At 59.3% G+C, this 23,714-nt stretch carries 16 protein-coding genes; 9 read left to right on the top strand and 7 right to left on the bottom strand.

Features of this window, described 5'->3' with window-relative positions; all coding sequences use genetic code 11:
- From QC815_RS16745 to QC815_RS16755, 3 genes are all read left to right on the top strand, one after another.
- On the top strand, positions 1 to 3,393 hold the full coding sequence (locus QC815_RS16745) for a DUF4214 domain-containing protein (RefSeq protein WP_310541141.1): 3,393 nt from the start codon (positions 1 to 3) through the stop codon (positions 3,391 to 3,393).
- A 196-nt stretch (positions 3,394 to 3,589) separates the two neighbouring features.
- On the top strand, positions 3,590 to 3,799 hold the full coding sequence (locus tag QC815_RS16750) for a DUF6447 family protein (protein ID WP_230447472.1): 210 nt from the start codon (positions 3,590 to 3,592) through the stop codon (positions 3,797 to 3,799).
- A 229-nt stretch (positions 3,800 to 4,028) separates the two neighbouring features.
- Positions 4,029 to 7,301, top strand: a complete 3,273-nt coding sequence (locus QC815_RS16755) for a DUF4214 domain-containing protein (RefSeq protein WP_310541144.1) — start codon at positions 4,029 to 4,031, stop codon at positions 7,299 to 7,301.
- Between the two features lie 310 nt (positions 7,302 to 7,611).
- Here QC815_RS16755 and QC815_RS16760 read toward each other — a convergent pair whose 3' ends face one another.
- Positions 7,612 to 8,289, bottom strand: a complete 678-nt coding sequence (locus QC815_RS16760; RefSeq protein ID WP_230447474.1) for a hypothetical protein — start codon at positions 8,287 to 8,289, stop codon at positions 7,612 to 7,614.
- A 200-nt stretch (positions 8,290 to 8,489) separates the two neighbouring features.
- Between QC815_RS16760 and QC815_RS17410 the strand changes: the two genes are divergently transcribed.
- From QC815_RS17410 to QC815_RS16785, 6 genes are all read left to right on the top strand, one after another.
- Complete coding sequence (locus tag QC815_RS17410; RefSeq protein ID WP_422828731.1) at positions 8,490 to 8,780, top strand: phage tail protein; 291 nt, start codon at positions 8,490 to 8,492, stop codon at positions 8,778 to 8,780.
- Positions 8,781 to 8,915: 135 nt separating this feature from the next.
- Positions 8,916 to 9,560 (top strand): phage tail protein, encoded by a 645-nt coding sequence (locus tag QC815_RS16765; protein ID WP_310541146.1) that lies wholly within the window; start codon positions 8,916 to 8,918, stop codon positions 9,558 to 9,560.
- A gap of 97 nt (positions 9,561 to 9,657) precedes the next feature.
- Positions 9,658 to 15,525, top strand: coding sequence for a DUF4347 domain-containing protein (locus tag QC815_RS16770; protein ID WP_310541148.1), 5,868 nt, complete (start codon positions 9,658 to 9,660; stop codon positions 15,523 to 15,525).
- A gap of 128 nt (positions 15,526 to 15,653) precedes the next feature.
- The gene (locus QC815_RS16775; protein WP_230447477.1) at positions 15,654 to 16,850 is read left to right on the top strand and encodes a Calx-beta domain-containing protein; all 1,197 of its coding nucleotides are present in this window, start codon (positions 15,654 to 15,656) and stop codon (positions 16,848 to 16,850) included.
- 311 nt (positions 16,851 to 17,161) lie between these two features.
- Positions 17,162 to 18,415 (top strand): O-antigen ligase family protein, encoded by a 1,254-nt coding sequence (locus tag QC815_RS16780; RefSeq protein ID WP_310541153.1) that lies wholly within the window; start codon positions 17,162 to 17,164, stop codon positions 18,413 to 18,415.
- Positions 18,416 to 18,493: 78 nt separating this feature from the next.
- On the top strand, positions 18,494 to 18,829 hold the full coding sequence (locus QC815_RS16785; RefSeq protein WP_310541156.1) for a HipA N-terminal domain-containing protein: 336 nt from the start codon (positions 18,494 to 18,496) through the stop codon (positions 18,827 to 18,829).
- Here the strand turns inward: QC815_RS16785 and QC815_RS16790 are convergent.
- The 6 genes from QC815_RS16790 to QC815_RS16815 form a co-directional block, all read right to left on the bottom strand.
- A complete protein-coding gene (locus QC815_RS16790; protein ID WP_310541158.1) occupies positions 18,822 to 19,313 on the bottom strand; it encodes a type II toxin-antitoxin system YhaV family toxin in 492 nt (163 codons plus the stop codon). The genes QC815_RS16785 and QC815_RS16790 overlap by 8 nt on opposite strands.
- A complete protein-coding gene (locus tag QC815_RS16795; protein WP_310541160.1) occupies positions 19,310 to 19,645 on the bottom strand; it encodes a type II toxin-antitoxin system PrlF family antitoxin in 336 nt (111 codons plus the stop codon). Before QC815_RS16795 ends, QC815_RS16790 begins: the two co-directional genes overlap by 4 nt.
- 296 nt (positions 19,646 to 19,941) lie before the next feature.
- Positions 19,942 to 20,148 (bottom strand): transposase, encoded by a 207-nt coding sequence (locus QC815_RS16800; protein WP_422828732.1) that lies wholly within the window; start codon positions 20,146 to 20,148, stop codon positions 19,942 to 19,944.
- 67 nt (positions 20,149 to 20,215) lie between these two features.
- Complete coding sequence (locus tag QC815_RS16805; RefSeq protein WP_310541162.1) at positions 20,216 to 21,553, bottom strand: four-carbon acid sugar kinase family protein; 1,338 nt, start codon at positions 21,551 to 21,553, stop codon at positions 20,216 to 20,218.
- Positions 21,550 to 22,818: a ribulose-bisphosphate carboxylase large subunit family protein gene (locus QC815_RS16810; protein ID WP_310541163.1), complete on the bottom strand. Its 1,269-nt coding sequence runs from the start codon at positions 22,816 to 22,818 to the stop codon at positions 21,550 to 21,552. The genes QC815_RS16805 and QC815_RS16810 overlap by 4 nt, the downstream gene beginning before the upstream one ends.
- Positions 22,819 to 22,836: 18 nt before the next feature.
- Positions 22,837 to 23,616: a TRAP transporter large permease gene (locus QC815_RS16815; RefSeq protein ID WP_310541164.1), complete on the bottom strand. Its 780-nt coding sequence runs from the start codon at positions 23,614 to 23,616 to the stop codon at positions 22,837 to 22,839.
- Positions 23,617 to 23,714 lie beyond the last annotated feature (98 nt).

Consider the following 23,714-nt stretch of genomic DNA (forward strand, 5'->3'; position numbering starts at 1 on the left):
ATGGCGCTTTCCATCGATGACGTGGAATTCCAGAACATCACGGCCCCCAATACACCCCCCACCTTCGACCAGGACAGCGACAACAATGGTGTACTGTCCGGTGCGGAGGCAGGGGGTACGGCGAATTTGACCATGGCCGAAGACAGTGGCGCGCTGGGGCTGATCAATTTTTTGCAGGTGGATGATCCTGATGGTTCTCAGACCCTGACCTGGTCGGAGAACGGGACCGACGGCCCTGACAACGGCTCGCTCGAGATTGAGTCCGGCACGGTGAACACGCCCGCCACCGACGAAAAGCCCTTCAACGCTATCTATACCCCGAACACCGATTTCAACGGCACCGATACCTTCAGCATCGACGTCAGCGACGGCACTGATACCGATACCTTGCAGATGACAGTGACGGTGACCGATGCGCCCGACGTTACCTCGGTGGACGTGGCCGACGGGACCTATGGCCTGGGCGACGACGTCACCGTGTCCGTCACCTTCGATGAGGCCGTGACCGTCGTCACCGGAACGCCGACCATCGACATTAATGTAGGTGGCAACATCCGCACGGTGGACCTGGATCGCGGTGATGGTACAACCACGCTTTCTGGCACCTATACGATACAGAGCGATGACGACGCCGACAGCATCGCCATCGATTTTAACGCCGTAAGCGGTGAGATTGTGGACAACGACGGCGACGGCAATAGCGCCGACCTCTCCCACGATGCCATCAACGACAGTGGCGTGACCGTGGATGTCAGCGCCCCGACGATATCGGCGGTCTCGATCCCGAATGCGTCGGCCAGGGTCGGCGATGCGGTGACGGTGAGCATTACGGCGGGTGAGGTTGGCCTGTCGCTGGATACCGGTACGGTGAACGGGGTGCCCTTGACCGGGTTTTCGGATGACGGCGGCGGCAATTATTCGGCGACCTACACGGTTCAGGAAGGTGATGCGGACCGCGCGGCAGGTGACGATATTCCGGTCAATGTCATCCTTTCCGACGCCGCCGGGAACCTGTCGACCCCCTACAATACGTCGATCAGTCAGGGTGGTGACGCCATCGATGCGAATTCGCCAAACGTGGGTTTACCGGTCTTAGACGCGGCCTCGGACAGCGGCACCAGCGACAGTGATAACATCACCGATACTGCCACCCCTACGATTTCGGGAAGCACCGAGTCGGGAGCGGCGGTCACCGTGCGCGTCGACGGATCGTCTGTGGGCACGACGACAGCGGATGGCGCAGGCGACTGGAACTTCACATTTGCGGATGGCGATCTCAGCGAAGGTGCGAACACGGTCGATATCCTGGCCAACGATGCCGCTGGGAATACCAGTGATGATTCTGGCGACCTGACCCTGACGCTGGACACGACAGCACCGGTGCTCGGCGACGACACGTCCGCCAGCGTGCAGGAAAACGATCCCGCCGGGGTGCTGACCGGCGTGAACGGGGCCGGTGACAACGTGACGGACAACGACACCGGGGCGGATACCACGGCACCGGTCGCAGCGGTGAATGGCAACGCCGATGCTGTTGACAGCGCGGTGGCGGGTGACAACGGCGGCTTGTTTACCGTTGCCGACGATGGCAGTGTGCGCTTTGATCCAAACGGCGATTTTGATGCGCTGGCCACAGGAGATAGCGAAACCACCGGCGTCACGCTCACCATCCGAGACGCCGCTGGCAACACTAACACCTCGACCCTGAGTGCCCAGGTGACCGGCGCAAACACCGCCCCGACACTGACGATCGGTAGCGCGCCGACGGTGAACACGGGCCGGACCACGACGTTGGATACCACGCTCCTGAACGGGACAGACCCGGATGACGACGTGGCGGACCTGATCTTTATACTGGGCAGTGTGCCGGGCAGCGGTACGCTGGAGCTTTCGGGGACGGCCCTTGGTGTGAATGACCGCTTCACTCAGCAGGAACTCATTGATGGCGACCTGACCTTCACGGCAGGCAGCTCAACTGGCGATGTCAGCTTTGATGTTTTCTTGGTGGACGACGACTTCGGTAGCTCGCCTGACGCCACTGTCACGGTCAAGGTGACGGCACCACCTCCGCCCCCACCGACCAGCCCGGACCCTGAGCCGGAACCTTCACCGGACACCATAGACGGCGCACCGGCCACTGTGACCAGCACCGTTGACCCAAATACCGGTAACGCCATTACCGAATTCGTGATCCTGCCGGTTACCGACGGTACCCGGGTCAATGAGGACGACGCCACCAACGACGTGGATGTGGACCTGAGTGACCGGGTAAGGGCCAGCATTTCCGAAAACCTGGGGCTGATCGCCACCCGGCGGCTTGATAGCAGCCGGGACGACCTGCGTACCCTGATCAACCGCCCTGAGAATGAGGGTGACACGGATGGGCCAAACAGCCGGGAGGTAGGCGACTTCCTCGGCGCTGTCTCCCCATCCAGCGATATCGTCACCGTCACCCCCACCCGTTCGGGCGACGCTACGGGCGATGAACGGGTCACTGTGCTGGTCGCGCCAACCGACGAAGACGATACGACACCCGTGGTGGTGGTCGACGCCCGACAAATGGATACCGGCGATACCTCTCCAAGCGTTGATATTACCGGCGCCGGTTCTATTGTGGTACGCGGCAGCGGCACGTTCCGTGGCAACGAGGAACTGGCCGACGGCGGTGCGCCGGATGTGGACAACGTCCTCGGGGACAACAACGCCCAAACCCTGTTCTTCGGCCCTGGCGACGACATCATACGGGGCGGCGGTGGTAACGACGTGGTCGGTTCGGCTGGCGGCGACGACCGGCTGTTCGGCAACAGCGGCGACGATGAGCTGTCTGGCGGTGCCGGTGCTGACCTGCTGCATGGTGGCCGCGATACGGACGTAGTGCGTTATGAAGGCAATCGTGACGATTACCTCATCACGCAAGATCACAGCGTCATCACGGTACAAGCCAGGAATGACAGCAGCGATACCGACACGCTGGTCAACGTGGAAAGCCTGGCCTTCGCCGACGGCGAGGAGAGTATCACCTATGACGACGACCTGAGCTGGATTACGGGGCTCTACGACCAGGTGCTGGGACGCCAGGCCGATGTGGACGGTATCCAGTACTGGGCGCAGCAACATGCCGAGGGGCTTGGCAAGAGCGATATGGCGCGGCTGTTCATGACGTCGGCGGAGGCCAGTCAGTCCCTGGACGTGCAGGATGATGGCATCGAGGGCGTAGTGGACACGCTCTACGCGTCGCTGCTCGGCCGCGAGGCGGATGCCTCGGGCAAGGCCTACTGGGTAGACCAGTTGGAAAGTGGGGCGTCGCTTGGCGATGTGGTTGGCGGCTTCATGGTGTCTGAGGAAATGCGCACCCACGACCTGGATGCGACCCAGTGGGATTTCATCGCCTAGGTATTACGGTGCTAGGTATTACGGTGCCATGTTGTTTGCATGGCGCCTGACCGATGCCGAGGTTGTCGTTTAACGCCGCTGTCGGTCTGTTGCTTGGCTGTCGGCCCTTTGCGCAGGGCTGGAAGGCCTCGACACCGAGCGGTATGGCATGGATGATAGCGGCTCGATACTATACTTTGACCAAGGAGTTTTGATCATGGCAGACGACAAGCAAACCATCACCATCGATGGCGCCGAGTACAACGTGGCCCACCTGTCGGATAACGCCAAGGCGCAAGTGACCAACCTGCGCGTAACCGATGCCGAAATCGAAAAGCTCAAGCAGCAGCTCGCGATCTATCAGACGGCGCGTACCGCTTATGCCAGAGCGCTTTCTGAAGAGCTGCCCAAGAAAGAGGTGCACTGAGGATGTGGAAGGTAGCCTTCCTCCTGGCCTCTGCGGCGCTATTGACGGGGTGCGGCGGCGTGCCGTTGGTGCCGTGCATTTGAAGGGTGTCACCGTCAACGATACAGTCACTCTTGATATGCCATTATTGGCACCGGCGCATTAGCGTGGATTGATTGGACAGGCCGTTAGTTGCCAGCGGCAAGGCCTGTTTTTATTTCCGATTCAACAACCGTTGGTCAATAAAACAATGACAACCCAGCCAAGCCTTTCATTGCCTTCCGGTATCCTGCCTACGGCGATCGGCGAGGCCGCCGACCGTGGCTATGACGTGCTGACGCGGCCAGACGGCAAGACCATCACCGTCGGTTACACCTGGTCGGGCAGTGACGACGATATCTTCCTGATCCAGCGCTACCCGGACGGTCGTCTGGACCCTGCGTTTGGCGATAACGGCGTCGTGCTCACGGCGCTCAACGAAAGCGCACCGGCCAGCACCGACCAGTTCCTGCTGGATGAGGGTGATGACCGCGCCTACAGGATCCTGCCCGCCGCAGACGGCAAGTTCGTGGTGGCGGGGCTCAGCGTGGCGGCAACCTCCGGCACTTCCTACAGTTTTATGGCGCAATACCACGCCGACGGCACCCTGGACACCGCCTTCGGCGAGAACGGCATCTTTCGCTATGAGGATCCCAACGAGATCGGCCCGTGGACGGTGGCCGAATCTTCCGATGGCGGCTATTTCATCAGCTATCCCAGTAATAGCGAGATTATCAAGGTCGCCGGGGACGGCACGCTGGATGCCGACTGGGCCGATGACGGGGTGCTGTCCCTCGACCCGGCCGCGCCGTCCAACGGTTTCTATGCCCTGGATGACGGTGGCCTGGGGCGGGTGAGCGTGGCTTCCGGCAGCACGGCGTACACCTATACCCTTGAACACTATACGGCGGACGGCGTGCTGGCGGCGTCCGCCTTCGAGAATGGCATCGCGACAGTGCCGGTCACCTTTCCCGGGCAGGCGACCGCCACGTTCTTCTCGGCGACCCCGGGCGAGGTCCTGCGTCTGGGGCAGCAGCTGGTCGTCTTCAGCAACGCCCAGGTATTTCCCGATGGCGGCGGTTCGATCGAGAACCTGCTTTATATTCACAAGTTCAACCTTGACGATGGCCAGCTGGACACTAGCTTTGGCAACGGCGGGTTCGTCGAGATCGCCGACCAGAGCGGTTTCAGAGGCGATATTGTCGTAGGGGATGACGGCAGTTTCTTTCTGCTTTCCAACGGCGGCGGCAGTGGCACCGGCGTTGACTTCGAAGTCACCAAGCTGAATCCCGATGGCAGCGTGGCAACGGAGTTTGGCGATGGGGGGACGGCCACCGCTGACATCGGCGGCCTGAACAACTATCCATGGGGGCTGGACCTGGACGCCGACGGCAATGTCTATGTGGCGGGGAATCGTTACCAGCCCGATGACAACAACGATGTGGCGATCGCCAAGTTTACCCCGGAAGGCGTGCTGGACCCGGCTTTCAACGAAGGGGTTGCCTATGCGGAGGGGGCCGCGCCGGTTGATGTGCTGCCCGAGGTGTTGCTGGAAGCGGTGGACGGCCATTTGGCGCAGGCCACGCTGACGGTGACCGGCGGCTACGACCCTCAGCACGAGAGCCTGGCGCTTGCGACGGATGCTGCCACCATGGGCAACATCAACGCGGACTTTGACGCTGACACCGGCACCTTGACGCTTGCCTCGGCCAACGCCGAGGCCACGCTGGCCGAGTGGCAGGCGGCGCTTGAGGCGGTGACCTTTGCGACGTCCGCCAACGTGCTTGCCGTGGAGGGCCGGGCGATTGCCGTGCAGGTCGATGACGGCAGCGAGACCAGCGACGTTACCACCGCCAACCTGACGCTGGTACCGGTCAACGACGCCCCGACCATTGCTGTCAATGATGGCCCCAGTGTCAGAGTCGGCAGCACCGTGACCCTGACCGACGCGAACCTCAACGAGGGCGACCCGGACGACGACGGCGATGGGTTGACCTATACGCTGGATGCCCTGACCACCAGCGGGACCCTTGCGCTCGGCGGCAACGAACTGGCGGTGGGGAATACCTTTACCCAGCAGGATGTCGACGCGGGGCGTGTGGCCTTTGAGGCTGGTCGCCAGGTGGGCGAGGTAAGCTTCGATATTACCTTGGCGGATGGTGGCGAGGACGGGGCCGGGACGGTCAGTGATAGCGTGACGATAGAAGTGCTACCTCGGCCACCTCGGCCGGATCCGGATCCGATTCAGGTGACGCCCCCCGCACCGCAGCCGCCCACGCCTTCAGGACTACCCACGGTGAGCGAGACAATTACGTATACAGGCAACGGTGCTGGCACCGCCCAATTGGTCGAGGATACCGGCAACGCCAATGAGGTGAGCGCGACGTTGCCGGGTGGGGTGAGCCTGATCAACGAGGGTGCCCGCACCGCAGTGACACCCGAGCAGGCGCTTGTCGACCTGATCGCGAGCATCGACGCCCGGCAGCCGGCGAACGCGGGCGACCAGACCGGGGTAGCCGGGGAGTGGCTGTCTCGCCTGGATGACGGCCTGCTGGATGTACGCACCCTGGTGCTGAGTGACAGCGGCACGGGCTCGACCAGCACGCCGATCCAGATCACCGGGATGGCAGGTGATGCTGACACGAGGAATGGCCGTCAGGAAGCCTTCGTGATCGATACCCGCTCGCTGCCTGACGGCAACCAGCTCCAGCTCGATCATATCGACTTTGCCAGCGTGATCGGCGCCACCACGATAACCGGCGGTGGCGGTGACAACGTGGTGATCGGCGATGATGCCGATCAGTTCATCGTGCTGGGCGAGGGCGATGACGAACTGCACGGCGGCGGCGGAGACGACACCATCGGCTCCGAGGGCGGCGATGACCGCCTGTTCGGCGACGACGGTGACGACACGCTGTTCGGCGGTGCCGGGGTAGACCTGCTGCACGGCGGTCGCGACACAGACACGGTCCGCTACGAGGGCAGCCGCGATGACTATGTGATCGCTCAGGAATACGGCGTTGTCACGGTGCAGTCCAAGGCAGATCCCGAGGATAGCGACACCCTGGTCAATATCGAGATGTTAAGCTTTGCCGATGACGAGCTGGCACTGAGCTACGACGACCTGGCATGGATCACGGGGCTCTACGATCAGGTGCTGGGTCGCCAGGCGGACGTGGACGGTGTGCAGTACTGGGCGAAGCAGCACGCCGAGGGCCTTGGCAAGAGCGAGATGGCGATGCTGTTCATGACGTCGGCGGAAAGCGGCCAGTCCCTGGACGTGCAGGCTGACGGTGTCGATGCCGTGCTGGATACACTGTATGGCGCGTTGCTTGGCCGCGAGGCGGATGCCCCAGGTAAGGCCTACTGGGTAGACCAGTTGGAAAGTGGGGCGTCGCTTGGCGATGTGGTTGGCGGCTTCATGGCGTCCGAAGAGGTGCGCACCCACGACCTGGACGCGGCTCAGTGGGATTTCATCGCTTAGGTATCAGGGGGCCAGGTATCACGGCGCCATGTTGTTTGCATGGCGTCTGACCAATGCCGAGATCGAGAAGCTCAAGCAGCAGCTCGCGATCTATCAGACGGCGCGTGCCGCTTATGCAAGGGCGCTGAGCGAAGAGTTGCCCTAGAAAGAAGTGCATTGAGTACCGTGAAGCTGGCGCGATGAGTCGCGCTGGAACCACTTTGGAAGCTTGAATCCAAGCATCAAGGACGTTCATGGGGTACTAATAACACGATCTTTTTACCCTCAACCCCCAGCGTGTGCTGGGGGTTGAGGAAGGGTGTTGACCACCTTAGAACGTATAGCTGATGCCAATTAAAGCAACCGGGAAAACAGGCAGTTTGTCGATGTCGTCCTTAAGGCTTTCTTCTTCACCGCGAAGATCGTCGCGCAGCGTCGGATCCAGATTTTCGAAGCCGTTGGTCGTATGCAGCGAGACGTCAATATCGGTTGCTACCACGCCAAATTCAGAGAAGAAGCCTAAACCACGCTCGTTCGAGCTGCGCCATCCCCACCCGAGGTAAGGCTGCGTGCTATCGGCCACCGTTGCGGTGCCCACCACAGAGCCGATCTGGCTCGCTGAATAATTTGTGCCATTCAACTCGTAGGTCATGCCGTCCTGGGGTGTGCCCGTCACGCTTGCTTCGATGTCAGGCATCATCGCGCCGGCAGAAATGAAGAAACGTCCACCTAACGGGAAGTAATCCAGTTTGAGGCTTGATGCCTTCATGCCGAAATCTGCGTCGTAATCGACGCCATCTTCTTCAAAGTCAGTATCGACGTCCAGGCCGTCTGTGTATCGGGCGGTCACGGCAAGGTTTTCATGAAAACGGTACGAGATATCGCCCCCGAAACCCGTCGTACCGGCAATCACGCCGACGGAAACGCGTTTTTCAAACGTGTCAGCACTCACATTGGCCGTGGACGCCAACATCACTACACCTGCTAAAAGGCTTAATTTTTTTTGCATTTTTCCTACTCATCCCTTGATTTTTCCCGTCTTGGCGGGGGTATTGTTGCCTTCGCAGTATCGAGGCGTGCGGCAAATAAGCAGCGGTGAATGTTACAGAGTGGTTAGTGGGAATGATGTAGGAAAATAGCTAAGGGTATGTAAGAAATGGCTTACAAGGCCTGTCGCTTCCTATTCAGGAGCATTAAGCGCTGTACTCGGTGATCGGGGTTCAATACGGCGGTAATGGCACAACCACGTTCAGGCTTCCGGATCTGCGCGGCCGTTCCCCCGTGGGGGTAGGGCAAGGACCGGGCTTGAGCAATGTGGCCCAGGGCGTGATGCACGGAGCCGAGACCGCTACCCTCTCCAGGTTCCAACTGCCGGCTCACTCGAACGCTCTGACGACCTGGCGTGGATCACGGGGCCTTGTGCCTGCGGTTTTGAAAACCAGCGGATTGACGCGGCAGTTGAGAAGTTGGGCGATCTTAGCGTCTACCAGCACGGAATAGTAAAAGAATGATATACCCGCCTTTGACTCTGATACTGAACTGATCCGATGTTGAAAGGCTCGGATGCCTACACTACCCACAATAGAAAAGATAACAACGCTAATACTTAAGTAGACTTATTATCGTGGGGGTATCATGAAAAAAACATGCTGGCGGTCTGCGCTTCTGGGCGGCTCTTTGCTTGCTGCTGCATCACTCTTGACGGTGTCGCATGCACAGGCAAGTTGCTCAACGGATAGCTACATTGGATCTATCTGCACCACGGCCGCGTCGTATTGTCCCGTTGATACCATGGAAGCTGCAGGCCAAGCGTTGCAGATTTCAGAATATACGGCGCTGTATTCCTTGCTGGGCACGCAATACGGTGGTAACGGCACGACCGTATTCAACCTGCCGGACATGCGCGGTCGCTCTACCGTAGGGGCCGGGCAAGGTCGAGGCCTGACGAACGTGCCCCAGGGCGCTATGCGCGGTACTGAAACCGTGACGCTCACCACCCGCCAGCTGCCTGCTCACTCGCATGCCTTGATGGCTGTCGACGAAGACGGCTCGGTGAAGGTTCAGCAAGGGGCGTGGCTTGCCAATCCGTTAGCTGAGGCGCGTGGTCGGGATATCGAGGCCACCGGCTATGCGCCCAGCACGTCGTCGTCCAGCCGGGTGACGCTGAATCGCGAATCGGTGGGCGAGACGGGCCATAACCGGCCTATCTCGACGGTGCCGCCGCAAATCTCGTTGCGTCATTGCATTACCGTCAACGGTGTCTATCCGCCCAGGCCTTGAGGGCCTCTGGGGGGTGATCCAGTAACTGCCGTGGTGACGGCAATCATGTTTCTCCAAGTACATCGTGCGTCAAGCGATTTCGTTTGAGGGTAATCCTATGGCTACCTGTTCATCCTTCACTCAACATGTCTTGTTTATCGATCTGGGCGTGCCTGACTGGCAGCAGCTGATGGCCCAAGCGGCACCCAATGTGAATGTGGTGCTGCTCGATCCTCAGCGCGATGGCCTGGAACAAGTCGCCGAGGCGCTCGCGGGTTGCCATGCGCTGGAGGCCATCCATATCGTGGCCCACGGGCTTCCTGGGCGGCTCTACCTGGGCAATGCCGTGGTCGATGCGCAAGCGCTCGACGATCACAGCACCCAGTTGAGCCGCATGGGGGCAGCCTTGAGCGCCGAAGGAAGCTTTCGGCTGTATGCCTGTAACGTGGCCGAGGGGGATGAGGGCCAGGCGTATCTGGCGGCCTGGGCCGCTGCCACGGGTGTCAGTGTAGCGGCGTCCAGTACGCCGGTAGGGTCGAGTGCCCTGGGAGGCAACTGGCAGCTGGATCGTCAGGTCGGCGCGATCGATACCCCCGCCTGCTGGAAGACGGCACCGCTCGACTACGCCCACCTGCTGGTCATGAGTGAAGACTTTGATGACGAGCCGGTGGGGGCCTCGGGCAGTGATTCAATTAGTTACGGCGACTTCACGTTCTATAACAACGCCAATAACAACATTGGCATTATTGGTGATAATGATGATGCCATGATTACCTCTGCTGGGGACAACGCGGTTTACTACGATCATGACCTGGATGGGGGAATCACATCGCTGGGCTTCCGTGCGACGGACGGCAGTGAGTTTGCGCTCAACGGCTTTGAAATCGATGGTGGCCTTGGCGATGCCGCTGTCATTATCGAGGGTAAGCGCAATGGCACGACCCATTACACCGCCAATATTGACCTGGAATCTTCAATGTCGGACGGGGGCGCCAGCTATAGCTATACCGGTGATTATTACGGCGATATTGCCTTCGATGGCTGGGACTATCTCGATGAAGTGACATTCTCGATTGATGGCTCGATGGAGTTTGGTGGGCTTGATATAGGGCTTGATGATATCAGCGTCGGGGCGCCGGTAGTGCCCAATTCGCCACCAACGCTGACGTCGCCGGGTGAAGATGCCTCATATACCGAAGACAGCGGTGCGGTGGTTGTTGATAGCACCTTCACGGTCGCTGACGACGATGGGGATACCATCACCGGCGGCACGGTGTCGATCACCGGCAATCGCGTTGACGGTGACGTGCTGGCGGTGCAGGAGCAGTCGGGGATCACCTCCTCCTACGATGCCGCGAACGGGGTATTGACGCTTTCGGGCACGGCGACGCCAGCCGAATATGAAGCCGTGCTGCGCACCTTGACCTTCAATTCGACCAGCGATGGGCCGACCGACGCAACACGTACCTTGACCTACAGCCTGACGGATTCAGGTAGCGGTTCAGCCGGCACGGCAGTGCAGGATGTCAAGGTCATGCCCGTGAACGATGCACCCACCATCGACGACGGGGTGACCTACAACCCTGCCGGGACCGACGAGGATACGACCTCCAGCGGCATACAGGTTTCGAGCATCTTGGCAGACGCAAACTATGCCGACCCGGATACCGGAAGCGCTGCCGGCATTGCGGTTACCTCGGTGTCGGCTAACGGGACCTGGCAGTATTCGACGGATGGCACGGACTGGACCGACGTCGGCGCCGTATCCGATACGTCGTCTCTACTGTTGTCGTCCAGCACGCAGGTACGCTACGTGCCGGACGGCGAGAACGCGGAAAGCGCCATCTTTCAGTACCGCGCCTGGGATCAGACCACGGGCTCGGCTTCCACCAACGGCTCGCCCAGCACGGCTGACTCGACCAGCCGTGGCGGCACGACCGCCTTTTCGGAGAATCAGTCAGGCGTGCTGCTTGACGTTACCGCCGTGAACGATGCGCCGACGCTGGATCCTGGGACGTTTGCCCTGAACGGGACCGACGAGGACACCGTGTCGGACGCGGTGACGGTGACGGCGCTGCTGAACGATCGCAACTGGGCGGATGTCGATGCCGGGGCGTCGTTGGGCATCGCGGTGACCGGCACGACGGGGGACGGAACCTGGCAGTATTCCCTGGACGGGACCGACTGGACGGACTTTGGCGCCGTTTCCTCAAGTGAATCGTTGCTGCTTGACGGGGCGACCGAGGTGCGCTTTAACCCGATCCAGGGCGGCAATGCCGATTTCAGCTTCCGCGCCTGGGATCAGACCACGGGCTCGGCCTCGCTGCAAAACGCGCGGAGCACGGCCGACACCACGACCTCGGGGGGCACTACCGCGTTTTCGAGCGCGACGGCAAGTGCCGACGTGGCGGTGTCTGAAATCAATGAAGCCCCAACGCTGTCGGCGACCGGTTCCAACCCGACCTACATCGAGGGCGCGGCCCAGGCCAACCTCTTCGATTCGGTGACGGCAAGCACCATCGAGGCTGGGCAGTCCTTTACCGCGATGACATTGACGGTGACCAACGTGGCCGACGGGGCCAGCGAAGTCCTGACGATCGACGGTTCGGACATTGCGCTGACGGACGGCAACAGCGTCACGACGGCCACCCACGGCCTGCCCGTTACGGTCTCTGTCGCGGGCGGTACGGTGACGGTCGGCTTCACCGGGGCGAGCTTGACGGAGGCCCAGCTGCAGACCCTGGTCGATGACCTGAGCTACCGCAACACCAGCGACAACCCCACTACCGGGGCTAGCCGGGCGGTCACGATCACCGGGCTCACCGACGATGGCGGCACGGCCAATGGCGGTACCGACACCGCCAGTCCCAACCTGCAGAGCACGGTCAGCTTGACCGGTGTGAACGATGCCCCGGTGATCGGCAATTTGGGTGGCGACAGTGTGGCCCTGGAGGCAGGCGGCGCTGCCATCGGTATCGATGCTGGTCAAGACGCCGCAGTGGCTAATGCCGATTCGGCTGATTATAACGGCGGTGCCCTGGCCATTACCGATAATGGCGGCAACAATACCGCCAGCGGCAACTTTTCGGTGGATGGCACCCAGGTCACTGCGGGCGGGGATGCAACGATTGCGGCTGGCGAGACCATCGCCGTCGGCGGAACCGCCATTGGTACGGTGCATGCCACCGATGATGGGCAGGGCGGCAACGCTCTGAAGATTCAGTTCGACACGGCCGATGCCACTAATGCCCGGGTTCAGACCCTGCTGCAGAACCTTGAATGGAGCGCGGCGGCAGGCAGCGGTGCGCAGACCTTCACCGCGACCCTGAGCGACGGCGACGGCACGGCCAATGGCGGCGACGAGGACGCCACCGCAAACTTTTCACTGACGCTCGGCAATCCGCCGGTGGTCGGCCACTTGGAAGGCGATACGGTCACCTTCAACGAAGGTGACGGACGCGTTCGGCTCGACCAGGCGGCTAGCGCCACTCTCACCGATGCGGATGCCCCTGCCAGCCTCAATGGCGGCAACCTCACCGCCACTGTCTCCGCCAATGCGGCGGCGGGCGAGGATGTGCTCACTCTCGATACCAGCGGCGCGGTCTCACTGGGCGGCACCTCGGCGGGTTCCAACGTATCGGTCGGCGGCACGGTCGTGGGCACGCTGGGCAATAACCTGGCAGCGGGCAACGATCTGGTGGTGAATTTCAATACCAATGCCACCCTCGCCAGGGTCGAAAGCCTGCTGCAGGCACTCGGCTATGCCAACGACAGCCAGGACCCCACGGCCGCTCCCCGCACGATCGATGTCACCGTGACCGACAATGACGGCCTGGCCAGCGCCGAGTCCAGCGTGTTGGTGGCGGTGGTGCCTATCAACGACGCTCCCACTTTCACCACCACGGCCACCGATCCCACCTTCACCGAAGAGGGCGCGGCGGCCAGTCTGTTCAGCGGCACTGTTATCAACGCCATCGAGTCTGGCGACAACATCGAGCAACTCGAATTGGCCGTCTCAGGTTTGTCCGATGGCGCCGACGAGCAACTCATGGTGGATGGCGAGTCCATTGCCTTGACCGACGCCACCGCCGGTACCACCACGGCCAACGGGTTCGGCTATGCCGTCAGCCTCTCCGGCACGACGGCCACCGTCACCTTGAATAAGAGCGACAACGCGGCTAACTGGCAGGCACTGGTGGATGGCTTGGGCTATCGCAATGCCAGCGACGATCCTGACACCACGACCCGTACCGCCACCCTCACCGCAGTGAGCGATACGGGGGGCACCGCCAACGGCGGCAGCGACACCACAACCCTCAACCAGGCTTCCCAGGTCACGGTCGTCGCCGTCAACGACGCCCCCGTCATCGCCATCAACGACGGCCCGAGCGTGCGTACCGGCAATCGTATCACCGTGACCGACACGCATCTGCGAGCGGACGACCCGGACGATGACGGCGATGGGCTCACCTACACGCTGGACACACTGCCTGCCAGCGGGACGCTTTCGCTGGACGGTACCGATCTGGTAGTGGGGGATACCTTTACCCAGCAGGACATCGACGACGGCCTGTTGGCGTTTACCGCAGGAGGCAGTGCGGGGGATGTCAGCTTTGAGGTTACCCTGGCGGATGGCGGCGAAGACGGAGCAGGCACCGTCAGCGATACGGTCACGCTGAGCGTAACGTCTCCGCCGTCGAGCCCTGATCCTGACCCCGAACCTGAACCCGAGCCCGGACCTATTCAGGTGACGCCCCCCGAACCGCAGCCACCCACGCCCTCCGGCGTGCCGTCGGTGAGCGAGACGATCACCAACACTGGCAGCAATCCAGGCACCGCCAAACTGGTCGAGAACACTGGCAGCACCAACGAGGTGACCGCGACGCTGCCCGGTGGGGTGAGCCTGATCAACGAGGGGGCACGCACGGCGGTGAACCCCGAGCAGGCCCTGGCCGACCTGATCGCGAGCATCGATGCCCGCCAGCCGACGAACGCGGGCGACCAGACGGGGGTGGCCGGGCAATGGCTCTCCCGCCTGGATGAAGGCCTGCTTGATGTGCGCACCCTGGTGTTGAGCGACAGCGGCTCAGGGTCGACGAATACGCCGATCCAGATCAGCGGCGTGGCGAACGACGACGACTCAGGGGCTGGCCACCAGGAAGCCTTCGTGATCGATACCCGCTCGCTGCCTGCCGGCAACCAGCTCCAGCTCGATCATATCGACTTTGCCAGCGTGATCGGCGCCACCACGATAACGGGTGGGGGCGGTGACAACGTGGTGATCGGCGACGATGCCGATCAGTTCATCGTGCTGGGCGAGGGCGATGACGAACTGCACGGCGGCGGCGGAGACGACACCATCGGCTCCGAGGGCGGCGACGACCGGCTGTTCGGTGAAGACGGCGACGACACGCTGTTCGGCGGTGCCGGGGCAGACCTGCTGCACGGTGGTCGCGACACGGACACGGTTCGCTACGAGGGCAGCCGCGATGACTATGTGATCGCTCAGGAATACGGCGTTGTCACGGTGCAGTCCAAGGCAGATCCCGAGGATAGCGACACCCTGGTCAATATCGAGACGTTGACCTTTGCCGATGACGAGCTGGCGCTGAGCTACGACGACGATCTGGCATGGATCACGGGGCTCTACGATCAGGTGCTGGGGCGCCAGGCGGATGTCGACGGCATCCAGTACTGGGCGAAGCAGCACGCCGAAGGCCTTGGCAAGAGCGAGATGGCGCGGCTGTTCATGACGTCGGAGGAGGCCGGTCAGTCCCTGGACGTGCAGGATGACGGCATCGGGGGTGTGGTGGACACGCTCTACGCGTCGCTGCTTGGCCGCACGGCGGATGCCCCAGGCAAGGCCTACTGGGTAGACCAGCTGGAAAGTGGGGCGTCGCTTGGCGATGTGGTTGGCGGCTTCATGGAAGCCGAAGAGATGCGCACCCACGACCTTGGCGCGACTCAGTGGGACTTTATTGCGTGAGCGCGAGAGTACTAACGTGAGGGTACTAACGCGTTAGTACTGATGCGATAGTACTGATGCTATTGTCGTTGGTTTAATAGTATTTACGTTATCATTTGACCTTATGAGTAAACGAGAGGGCATGGTCGATGGTAACGGTTACTCGCGACCCTGAACGCTACCGGGTTTTACCCGGGGAAGGCTATGATGGTGTGGTGCAGGTATCTGCCGAGGGCTTTTACGGCTCAGGGGTTCTGCTGAACGGCGGCCGAGCCGTGCTGACCTCCGCGCATGTCATAGAAGGTGCCACCAGCGTGACGGTAAACATGGACACGCCAGCGGGGCAGATTAACGTGCCTGCATCGCAGTATGCACTGCACCCGCTTTTCGATTCGGCCAATGGCAATGGCGATCTTGCGCTGGTGTGGCTAGGGGCGTCAGCACCGGTCACCGCCGAGCGACGCTCGCTCTACCGTGAAGACGACGAGGTGGGCAGCAACATCACTTTGGTGGGTTATGGCCTTCCAGGGGATGGTCTGAACGGATATGTGGAAAGCGGTAGTGTCGCACCGGCCAAGCGCCTTGCAGAAAACCGGTTCGATACCACCGGGGAGACAATGAAAGACGCCCTGGGGCGCGGTATTGGCTGGGATCCGTTACCCGGCTCCCAACTGATCATTGACTTCGACAACGGAACCCGCGAAAACGATGCGCTGGGTGCGCTGATGGGGCTTCAAGATACCGGTAGGGGGGCCGCAGAAGGCTTGATTGCACCGGGTGACAGCGGCGGCCCGGCGTTTATCGACCAGAAGGTCGCGGGGGTGGCGACCTATACCGCATCGCTTGGCCGCAAGGGACAATCCCCTGATGTGAACGACGAGCTGGACAGCAGCTTCGGCGAGATTGCCTCTTTTCAGCGGGTCAGTCATTACCAGCAGTGGATCGATCAGAGCCTGCGTGTGGCTGACCCGGACGCGCCTACCCGGCCAGAGGAGGTCGAAACGCACGTGTTTGAAGGCGACGAAGGAACGACGCTTGCGTATTTTTTGCTTGAGTTTAATGGCCAGCGAGACGATCCAGAGCAGTGGTTGAGCGTCGATTATGCCACTCGAGATGGCACCGCCACCGCCGGGGAAGACTATGTTGCCGTGGCCGATACGCTGATCCTTTATCCGGATGAAACCCGGGCTGCGATTCCAGTGGAGGTGATCGGTGATGACACCCCGGAGCCCGATGAAACCTTTTACCTCGACGTGTTCAACCCCGTTGGTGGCAGCTTCGGAGAGGATGTACTCATGCTGACGGCAGTGCGCACCATTCAGGATGATGATGGCTGGATCGCGTAAGGTGCTTTGACTCACAACAGTGTTAGTAACATATACGTTGCCATCATCTTGAGGAAAGAGGGGACAGGTTCGTGGATCAATCATGATCGAGAGGGCAGTCGGCATGATACGTGCAAACAAGTCACTTGCTTGATGCCGCTGCCAGAGTGCCTGATGAAATGCCCTGTTCGGCCAATAAGTAAAATTTTTAATAAATCCTTTTAAAACATATATTTATAATTTTAAGCCTGGTTGGCTTGCGGCCTGGTAGCTGACAGCGAGAACGTATTCGTGTTTCATGACGCTCCAGTTTCTGAATGGTGATGATGCCAGTGAGTGAGTCGTTCTTCTTGTCGGGTTCTGCTGCCGTGTATTCGCGTTACACCTCTCTCGCGGTTTTTTTGCTGTGTGCCATCGCGCTGGTGGTGCCAAGCGGTTACTCGCTGGGTGCCGTCATGCTGTTGCTGGGCAGCGGCGTGCTGTTGGCAACTCGCCCATTGCTTCGCTTGAGCCATCAGGACATGTGGGTGATGGCCGTCATGGCAGCGTATGCGCTGGTTGGCATGCAGTCAGCTCTCTGGGACGGCCAGGGCGTCAGCGGGCTGGATAAACCGCTACGTTTCCTGCTCGCCGTTCCTGCACTATTGCTGGTGGTGGCTTATCCTCCTCGATTGTCCTGGCTGTGGAGCGGGATCGCCGTGGGGGCGGTTGGCTCGGGTAGCTGGGCCATCTGGCAGAAATTCGCGCTGGAGGTGGAGCGCGCCACGGGGTATACCCATACGATCCAATTCGGCAATCTGAGCATGCTGCTCGGGGTGCTGTGTATTGCCGCGCTAGGCTGGGCGGTGATTCAGCCGCGTCGTCACCTGTGGGTGGTGGCCCTGTTAATCGCCGCGCTGTTGGGCGCCCTCGGTTCGCTGTTATCCGGTAGTCGGGGCGGCTGGGTGGGGATTCCTTTCGTTTTGCTTGTGCTGTTTCGTGCGTATGGCCGCTTTATCTCTCGGAAGTTGCTGGTGGCGATAAGTGGCCTGCTGTTGGTTGCCGGTATCGGCGTTTATGCCGTCCCTGAGCTGGGCGTGCAAGCCCGGGTGCACCAGGCGGTGGACGAAGTGGCGCGCTATGCCGAGGGTGATAGAAGCCATTCGTCAGTGGGGGCGAGATTTGAAATGTGGCGGGGAGCGAGCCATTTGATTACCGAGAAGCCGCTGTTGGGGTGGGGAGACAATGGCTACGCTGACGCCATGCAGGCACTCGGTCAGGAAGGGGTAATTAATGCCCGGGCCGCCCAGTATGGCCACGCCCATAATGAGTTTATTGATAGCCTTGCCAAACGCGGCGTATTGGGTTTGGCGGTGCTGCTGGCGCTCTATCTAGTCCCGATGCGCTTTTTTGCACAGTCACTGGGGGCGGCAGATTTATCGAGGCGATCCATTGCCACGGCAGGCGTCCTGCTACCGGTGACGTACATTGATTTTGGCCTGACGCAAACGTTTCTGTCTCATAACAGCGGCGTGATGATGTATGCGTTTTTACTGGCGGTGCTTTGGGGGATTTGCGCTCGACAGGCTAGATCATCGTCTTGCTGAGCGCTTACGACACCCGCTGCATGCCCCCAGCCCATGTCGATATCGTCTCTCGATATTAACTGAGGGGCTTTATGCCCCTTGCAGCCGATATTCCCGAGCCTTACTTCGCTGGGGATGCGGGAGAGGAACCTGAGCCATATCGACAACCCTGACAGGCCGACGCTAGGGCTGGCCTTCAAGGACGAATTCGGCGCGCTGCTTACGGACTTCCGAGCCTATCAGAAGCGCGTGATGCCGTTTTTCTCGAATCTTTTACCTGAAGGCCATCTGCGTAAATACCTTTCAGAGCATGCGGGTGTAAATCCCGAGCGTGGGTTTCATCTACTTTGGGCATTTGGTCATGACCTGCCTGGTGCGGTCACGATCAAACCCGCTGATGGCGGGTCATGGATCGTGAAACTCCTTTTCATCTGAGGTCTTCCCCCAGAAGTACTTGGATGTGTTCGCCTTCATTGATGGCCGCTCTCCACAATTCATTCCAGCTATCCGGTGGGTTACCGTTCTTGAGCATCTTGCGGAAGATAGTGTAGGCGTCCTGTTTGCTGTCATAGGCACGCTTGGTGGATTCGTCGTTGACCCAGGCGTAGATGAGGATCTTGTTCGCAAGGTCGTAGCGAAAGAATAGCCGGTACTGTTGATAGAACTTTGCCCGGCACCAATGGGTGTGCTCTGACCCAAGGGTGTTTCCTTGACGATACTGAGGGCCAGCCGGGTCCTGTGGAATATCGTACTTGGCCAGCTTTACTATCGCCGCCAGACGCTTGGTGGCCGGTTTGCTGCGATATCCGAGTGGGTCCTTTTCCTGGTGTTGCTTCACCCTGTTGGTGAGCGCATTGACCTGCTCCAGGAATAGCGGATGCGCGTAGATCGTCCAGCCGTTTATCTCCAGAGGGCTCATGTGTCGTCGTCGTCCTCCGGCAGTTCCTCATCGAGATCTACCTCAATGCCTGCCGTCAGATGTTCTGCCTCGGCAAAGGTGCTGGCTGTGACAGGACGAATGTTTTCCGGATGCTCCTGTAGGTCTCGCTCCAGAAAGGCCAGGAAACTGGTCATTACGGGGTCTTGGCTGGACTCATCGCGGCCGCGAGTGAGTACCACTTCCCCATTGGGGCGAATCATGTAGTGAATCCGATCACGGCGATTCAGCTTCAGCGCACGACGCACCGATGCTGGAATGGTCGTCTGGTAGCGATCTGTCAGGGTGGAGTCATCCTCAATGGCCGTGTTCACGATTGGCCTCCGCTCAGTAGTAATGCAAAAGCAATGCGCTAAAAATAATGCAACTGCATTGCGCCGTCAATGGCAGCGGAAGCCATCAATAGGTCTCTGGCGTCTGCCTGGGATGATGGCTGATCGCTTAGTGCGGTATCTCACCGGCTTCCATCTGACGACTGGCTGGTCGTCAACTTGGTCTTGGTGGTGCGATAGACGCTATCTCTAGTGATCAACTAATTCCGGTCAGTATTTTAAGTTTTCTTCTGCAATCATGGGCGGCATGCCTCCATCGGGGCGCTATCCCAGCAATTTCACCGGCGAGCCATGCTTTGCTCGATGCGGTATGGCTGACGCTGAACCGATTCCAGCTCACTTAATTGGTCTATCAGCACGTACGATTCATCTCGTCCGACATTCAAAGATCGGCTGACTTCGGCAACACTGTAACCTTGGTCAAGCACCAGACAGGTAGCTTCCTGTTTGAACTCTGGCGTAAAAGGTCGTCGTTTTCTGGTCATCTGACACCTCGCTTTTGGTGGTGATAATACCGCCTACGTGCTGTCCAGAATCAGTGAGTCACTACATCTAGGCGACTCCGTCACGAATAGACGTGAAATAGTTTTCGCCTCCTATCTGTCCGCCTTTTAAGGCTACCTCTAAGCCATTGAACGCCGGCTGGTCGCTATGGGTCGTGCAGAGCGGAGAGCCTGGCGTTTCCGGCAGGGGTAGGCGCGTGGTTAGGGCGTGTACGCCAAGTTGGCTAAGGGCATGGCTAGAAGTGTCGCCCCCCGCGATCACGGTGCGTTTAAGTCCATGGATTTCTACCATCTTGCGTAATAACTGACCTAGCGAACGACCAATAAGGTGGCGAGCTGTTTCGCCACCCTGGTGCACCGCATCCGCATCGCTGTTTGGCCCCATGGCCGTATAAACAATGACGCTTTCACCCTGATTGAGTGCCTCGATAGCATCTTCCAATGCCTGATGTAGCGTCTCAGCATGAGTATGCTCGTCGATAAGATTGACGACATCGATGGCAATAGCGCGAAAACCATGGGCTTCGGCAAAACGGATTTGTCGGGCCGTCACTTCAGAACAGCTGCCTGATACCACTGCGATTTTCTCAACGCTGCCAGGGGAGGAGAATAAAGGCGGGTTAGAAGGGATCAACGCATGCTCTCGCCAAGTATTGACTAGCGCATACTCGACAGCGGACGATCCGACAACGTAGCTGCCACCGGGTAAGCGGGTACGCCATAGCTGTTCGCCTACTTTTGCCTGATGGTCCCTGTTCAGCGTGTCGAAAAGCAGTATGTCGTTTGAGTGGCTGAGTTGGTCGACTTGCGCATCAACCTCGACTGATTCGAGACACAGCACATCGGCTAAGCCTGTAGACAGCGGGGTTTGTTTAGCCAAATGGCGCCTTAAGTCAGCTTCTGCCATGGGCGTTACCGGGTGGCGGCTCATCACGGGGTGGCGATCAATTCGATGAACCTCGCCATCAAAGACGGCGAAATGTTGGCCAAAAACAGTGTAGCGCTTCAACTGAGGGGCGCCGACCACCAGCGGTACGCAGCTTTGCTCAAATAGGGCTTTGCCTACTTCCACCGCTTTACCGATATTGCCAATATCCGGCGCGCTATCGAAGGTAGAACATACCTTATAGTGACACAGCGAGGCATTAAGGGACTTCAACCATGCCAGTGCTTTTTTGAGGTGTGTTTCCATCCACTCTGGGGATTCGCTCCGACTGGTGCCTGCTAAGCCAATCGCTGAGTAATCGGCAAACGGAGCTAACTGATCCTTACTGGGTGGGGCCAGGAAAAGCACCGTTTTCACGCCATGAAGGCTTAGCGATTCCATGGCATCGGTGGAGCCAGTGAGGTCATCGCCGTAATAGGAGAGGAGAAAAGGCGTGCTCATATGTTAAATGTCTCCATGGCCTGGGCGAGTTCATGATGATCGCGGGCATAGGTTGCTAGCGGGATATCGGTCATGGCTGCTTGCCACGCCTGGCGCAGACTGGCTACCCCGCCTGCAATGCCACCGGGGTGAGCCATGATGCCGCCGCCACAGCAGTAAATCAGGTCGCTATTGCCAAGTGCTTGATAGGTGTCCACGACCTGGGCGGCGCTTTGCCCAGAAGAGAAAACCGGCATGATCTGATAACCCGCAGCAGGCGACTTAAACATGGGCGTTTGGCAGGCGCGTGCACTCGTAATGACGCTGTCGTCCTCTTCGCTGAATTTATTGCGCAGGCCATTCACGTGGATATGATCCACGCCGGCCAGCCGCCACAGCTTATGGTATGCGGTAAACGCCATTCCTAAATGAGGTGAGCGGCTCAACATACCCCAGCCCGCGCGATGTCCATGCAACGCTACCTGGCAGTGACGGCGCAAGTGCGCTACGCCCGCTAAACCAACGCTGTTGACGGCTACCATGACGCAGGTGCCGCCAGCAGCTACGACATAGTCATGCTGGGCACGCATCTCATCGATATCACCACTGATATTAAAGGCGTACATCACCTTTTTGCCGGTACGCTCTGCATGGGCGTTAATGATGGGCATGATGGCATCAACTCGAGCGCGCAGCGGGTTATGGGGGCCGTTGGCCTGCAGCTCATCGTCTTTAATGAAATCAATACCTCCCGCGACAAGTTGCTTTACCATGTCAGCAGTTTCAGCCGGGGATAAACCCACGCTGGGCTTGATAATGGTGCCAATCAGCGGGCCATTGTGAATACCGGTGAGCCTGCGTGTACCATCGGTGCCAAATTGAGGGCCTGGATAGACGTCCGTGAAAGCATTCGGTAAGTCGATATCCAGGAGTTTCACCGCAGAAAATTCTTTTAGCTCAAAAAGATTCCCTGCAACGGTAGAGACCAGGTTGGGCAATGAAGGCCCTAGGTTTTCTAGCGGCCACGAGAGCTCCACTAACGCGCGTTGGAAACGGGTGTGGCCTTGAGGAGCGAGATCGGCGCGCATGGGTAAGGAAGGTGTATTTCCCGCATCCAGGGTCTCAATGTTTTCGACCACTGCACCATGGGCTTCCCGTAAGGCATCGGTTTCATTAGCTAGGCGGGTAAAAGTGCCGGATGACTGCTCACCGGCCATGACCTGAGCCGCGCGCTCAACCGGGTAGGGAGTCTCAATTAGGTAGCGGGCGTAAATTCGAGTACTCATTGATATGACTCCGGTAATTTAATAGAACAGGTCGCGTAGAAAAAGCGAGATCATCGGCACATAGGTAATCAGCATTAAGCAAGCAATGATGGTGAGTACCGGAGGAAGTAGGAAACGGAATAACTGCTCGACGGGCAGTTTGGCTACTTGTGCAGCGGCAAATAGATTCACCCCCAACGGCGGAGTAAACATGCCAAGTGCCAAATTCACCACAATCACAATGCCGAAGTGAACCGGGTCAATGCCGAAGCTCATGGCAATGGGTGTCAAAACGGGCGCAAGAATCAAAATTGCCGCAGAGGTCTCGATAAACATGCCGACCACCAATAACAACATGTTGATGGCGAGAAGAAAGGTGTAGTGATTATCAAAGATACTTTGTGCCCAAGCACCAATGTCGCTGGCTAATCCTGAACGTCCAATCACAAAGCTAAGAATGGAAGCGGCAGCGATAATCAGCATGATTGTGCCTGCTGATAGCGCGCTCTCGCGAAAAATGCGCGGCAGGTCGCTAACTTTTATGGTGCGATAAACCACTATACCTAGAAACAGTCCATACAGAACGGCGACCGCTGAGGCTTCGGTGGGGGTGAAAATACCGCCATAAATACCGCCGATAATAATCACCGGCATTAATAGCGCGAGAAAAGCGCTGCGAAAGGCTGGCCAGATGGGTGAGCGTAAATCTCCATCCTGCGTGCCGTAACCTTTGATACGGCACCAAACGATAACCATGACAATCAGGGCAAGACCGATCATGAGACCGGGACCGAAACCAGCTAGAAACAGCTGTGTGATTGATGTTTGTAGTGGTCAACTAATCCCGGACAGTATCTTAAGGTTTTCCTCAGCGGCAACGGGCGAAATGCCATCGTTGAATGCATGAGGTCTTTTCC

Source organism: Vreelandella gomseomensis (assembly GCF_031451645.1).
Taxonomy (GTDB): domain Bacteria; phylum Pseudomonadota; class Gammaproteobacteria; order Pseudomonadales; family Halomonadaceae; genus Vreelandella; species Vreelandella gomseomensis.

Excerpts from the sequence above, each read along its gene's own strand:
- QC815_RS16745 (WP_310541141.1), top strand. The coding sequence starts at position 1 with ATGGCGCTTTCCATCGATGACGTGGAATTCCAGAACATCACGGCCCCC.
- QC815_RS16750 (WP_230447472.1), top strand. The coding sequence starts at position 3,590 with ATGGCAGACGACAAGCAAACCATCACCATCGATGGCGCCGAGTACAAC.
- QC815_RS16755 (WP_310541144.1), top strand. The coding sequence starts at position 4,029 with ATGACAACCCAGCCAAGCCTTTCATTGCCTTCCGGTATCCTGCCTACG.
- QC815_RS16760 (WP_230447474.1), bottom strand. The coding sequence starts at position 8,289 with ATGCAAAAAAAATTAAGCCTTTTAGCAGGTGTAGTGATGTTGGCGTCC.
- QC815_RS16765 (WP_310541146.1), top strand. The coding sequence starts at position 8,916 with ATGAAAAAAACATGCTGGCGGTCTGCGCTTCTGGGCGGCTCTTTGCTT.
- QC815_RS16770 (WP_310541148.1), top strand. The coding sequence starts at position 9,658 with ATGGCTACCTGTTCATCCTTCACTCAACATGTCTTGTTTATCGATCTG.
- QC815_RS16775 (WP_230447477.1), top strand. The coding sequence starts at position 15,654 with ATGGTAACGGTTACTCGCGACCCTGAACGCTACCGGGTTTTACCCGGG.
- QC815_RS16790 (WP_310541158.1), bottom strand. The coding sequence starts at position 19,313 with ATGAGCCCTCTGGAGATAAACGGCTGGACGATCTACGCGCATCCGCTA.
- QC815_RS16800 (WP_422828732.1), bottom strand. The coding sequence starts at position 20,148 with ATGACCAGAAAACGACGACCTTTTACGCCAGAGTTCAAACAGGAAGCT.
- QC815_RS16805 (WP_310541162.1), bottom strand. The coding sequence starts at position 21,553 with ATGAGCACGCCTTTTCTCCTCTCCTATTACGGCGATGACCTCACTGGC.
- QC815_RS16810 (WP_310541163.1), bottom strand. The coding sequence starts at position 22,818 with ATGAGTACTCGAATTTACGCCCGCTACCTAATTGAGACTCCCTACCCG.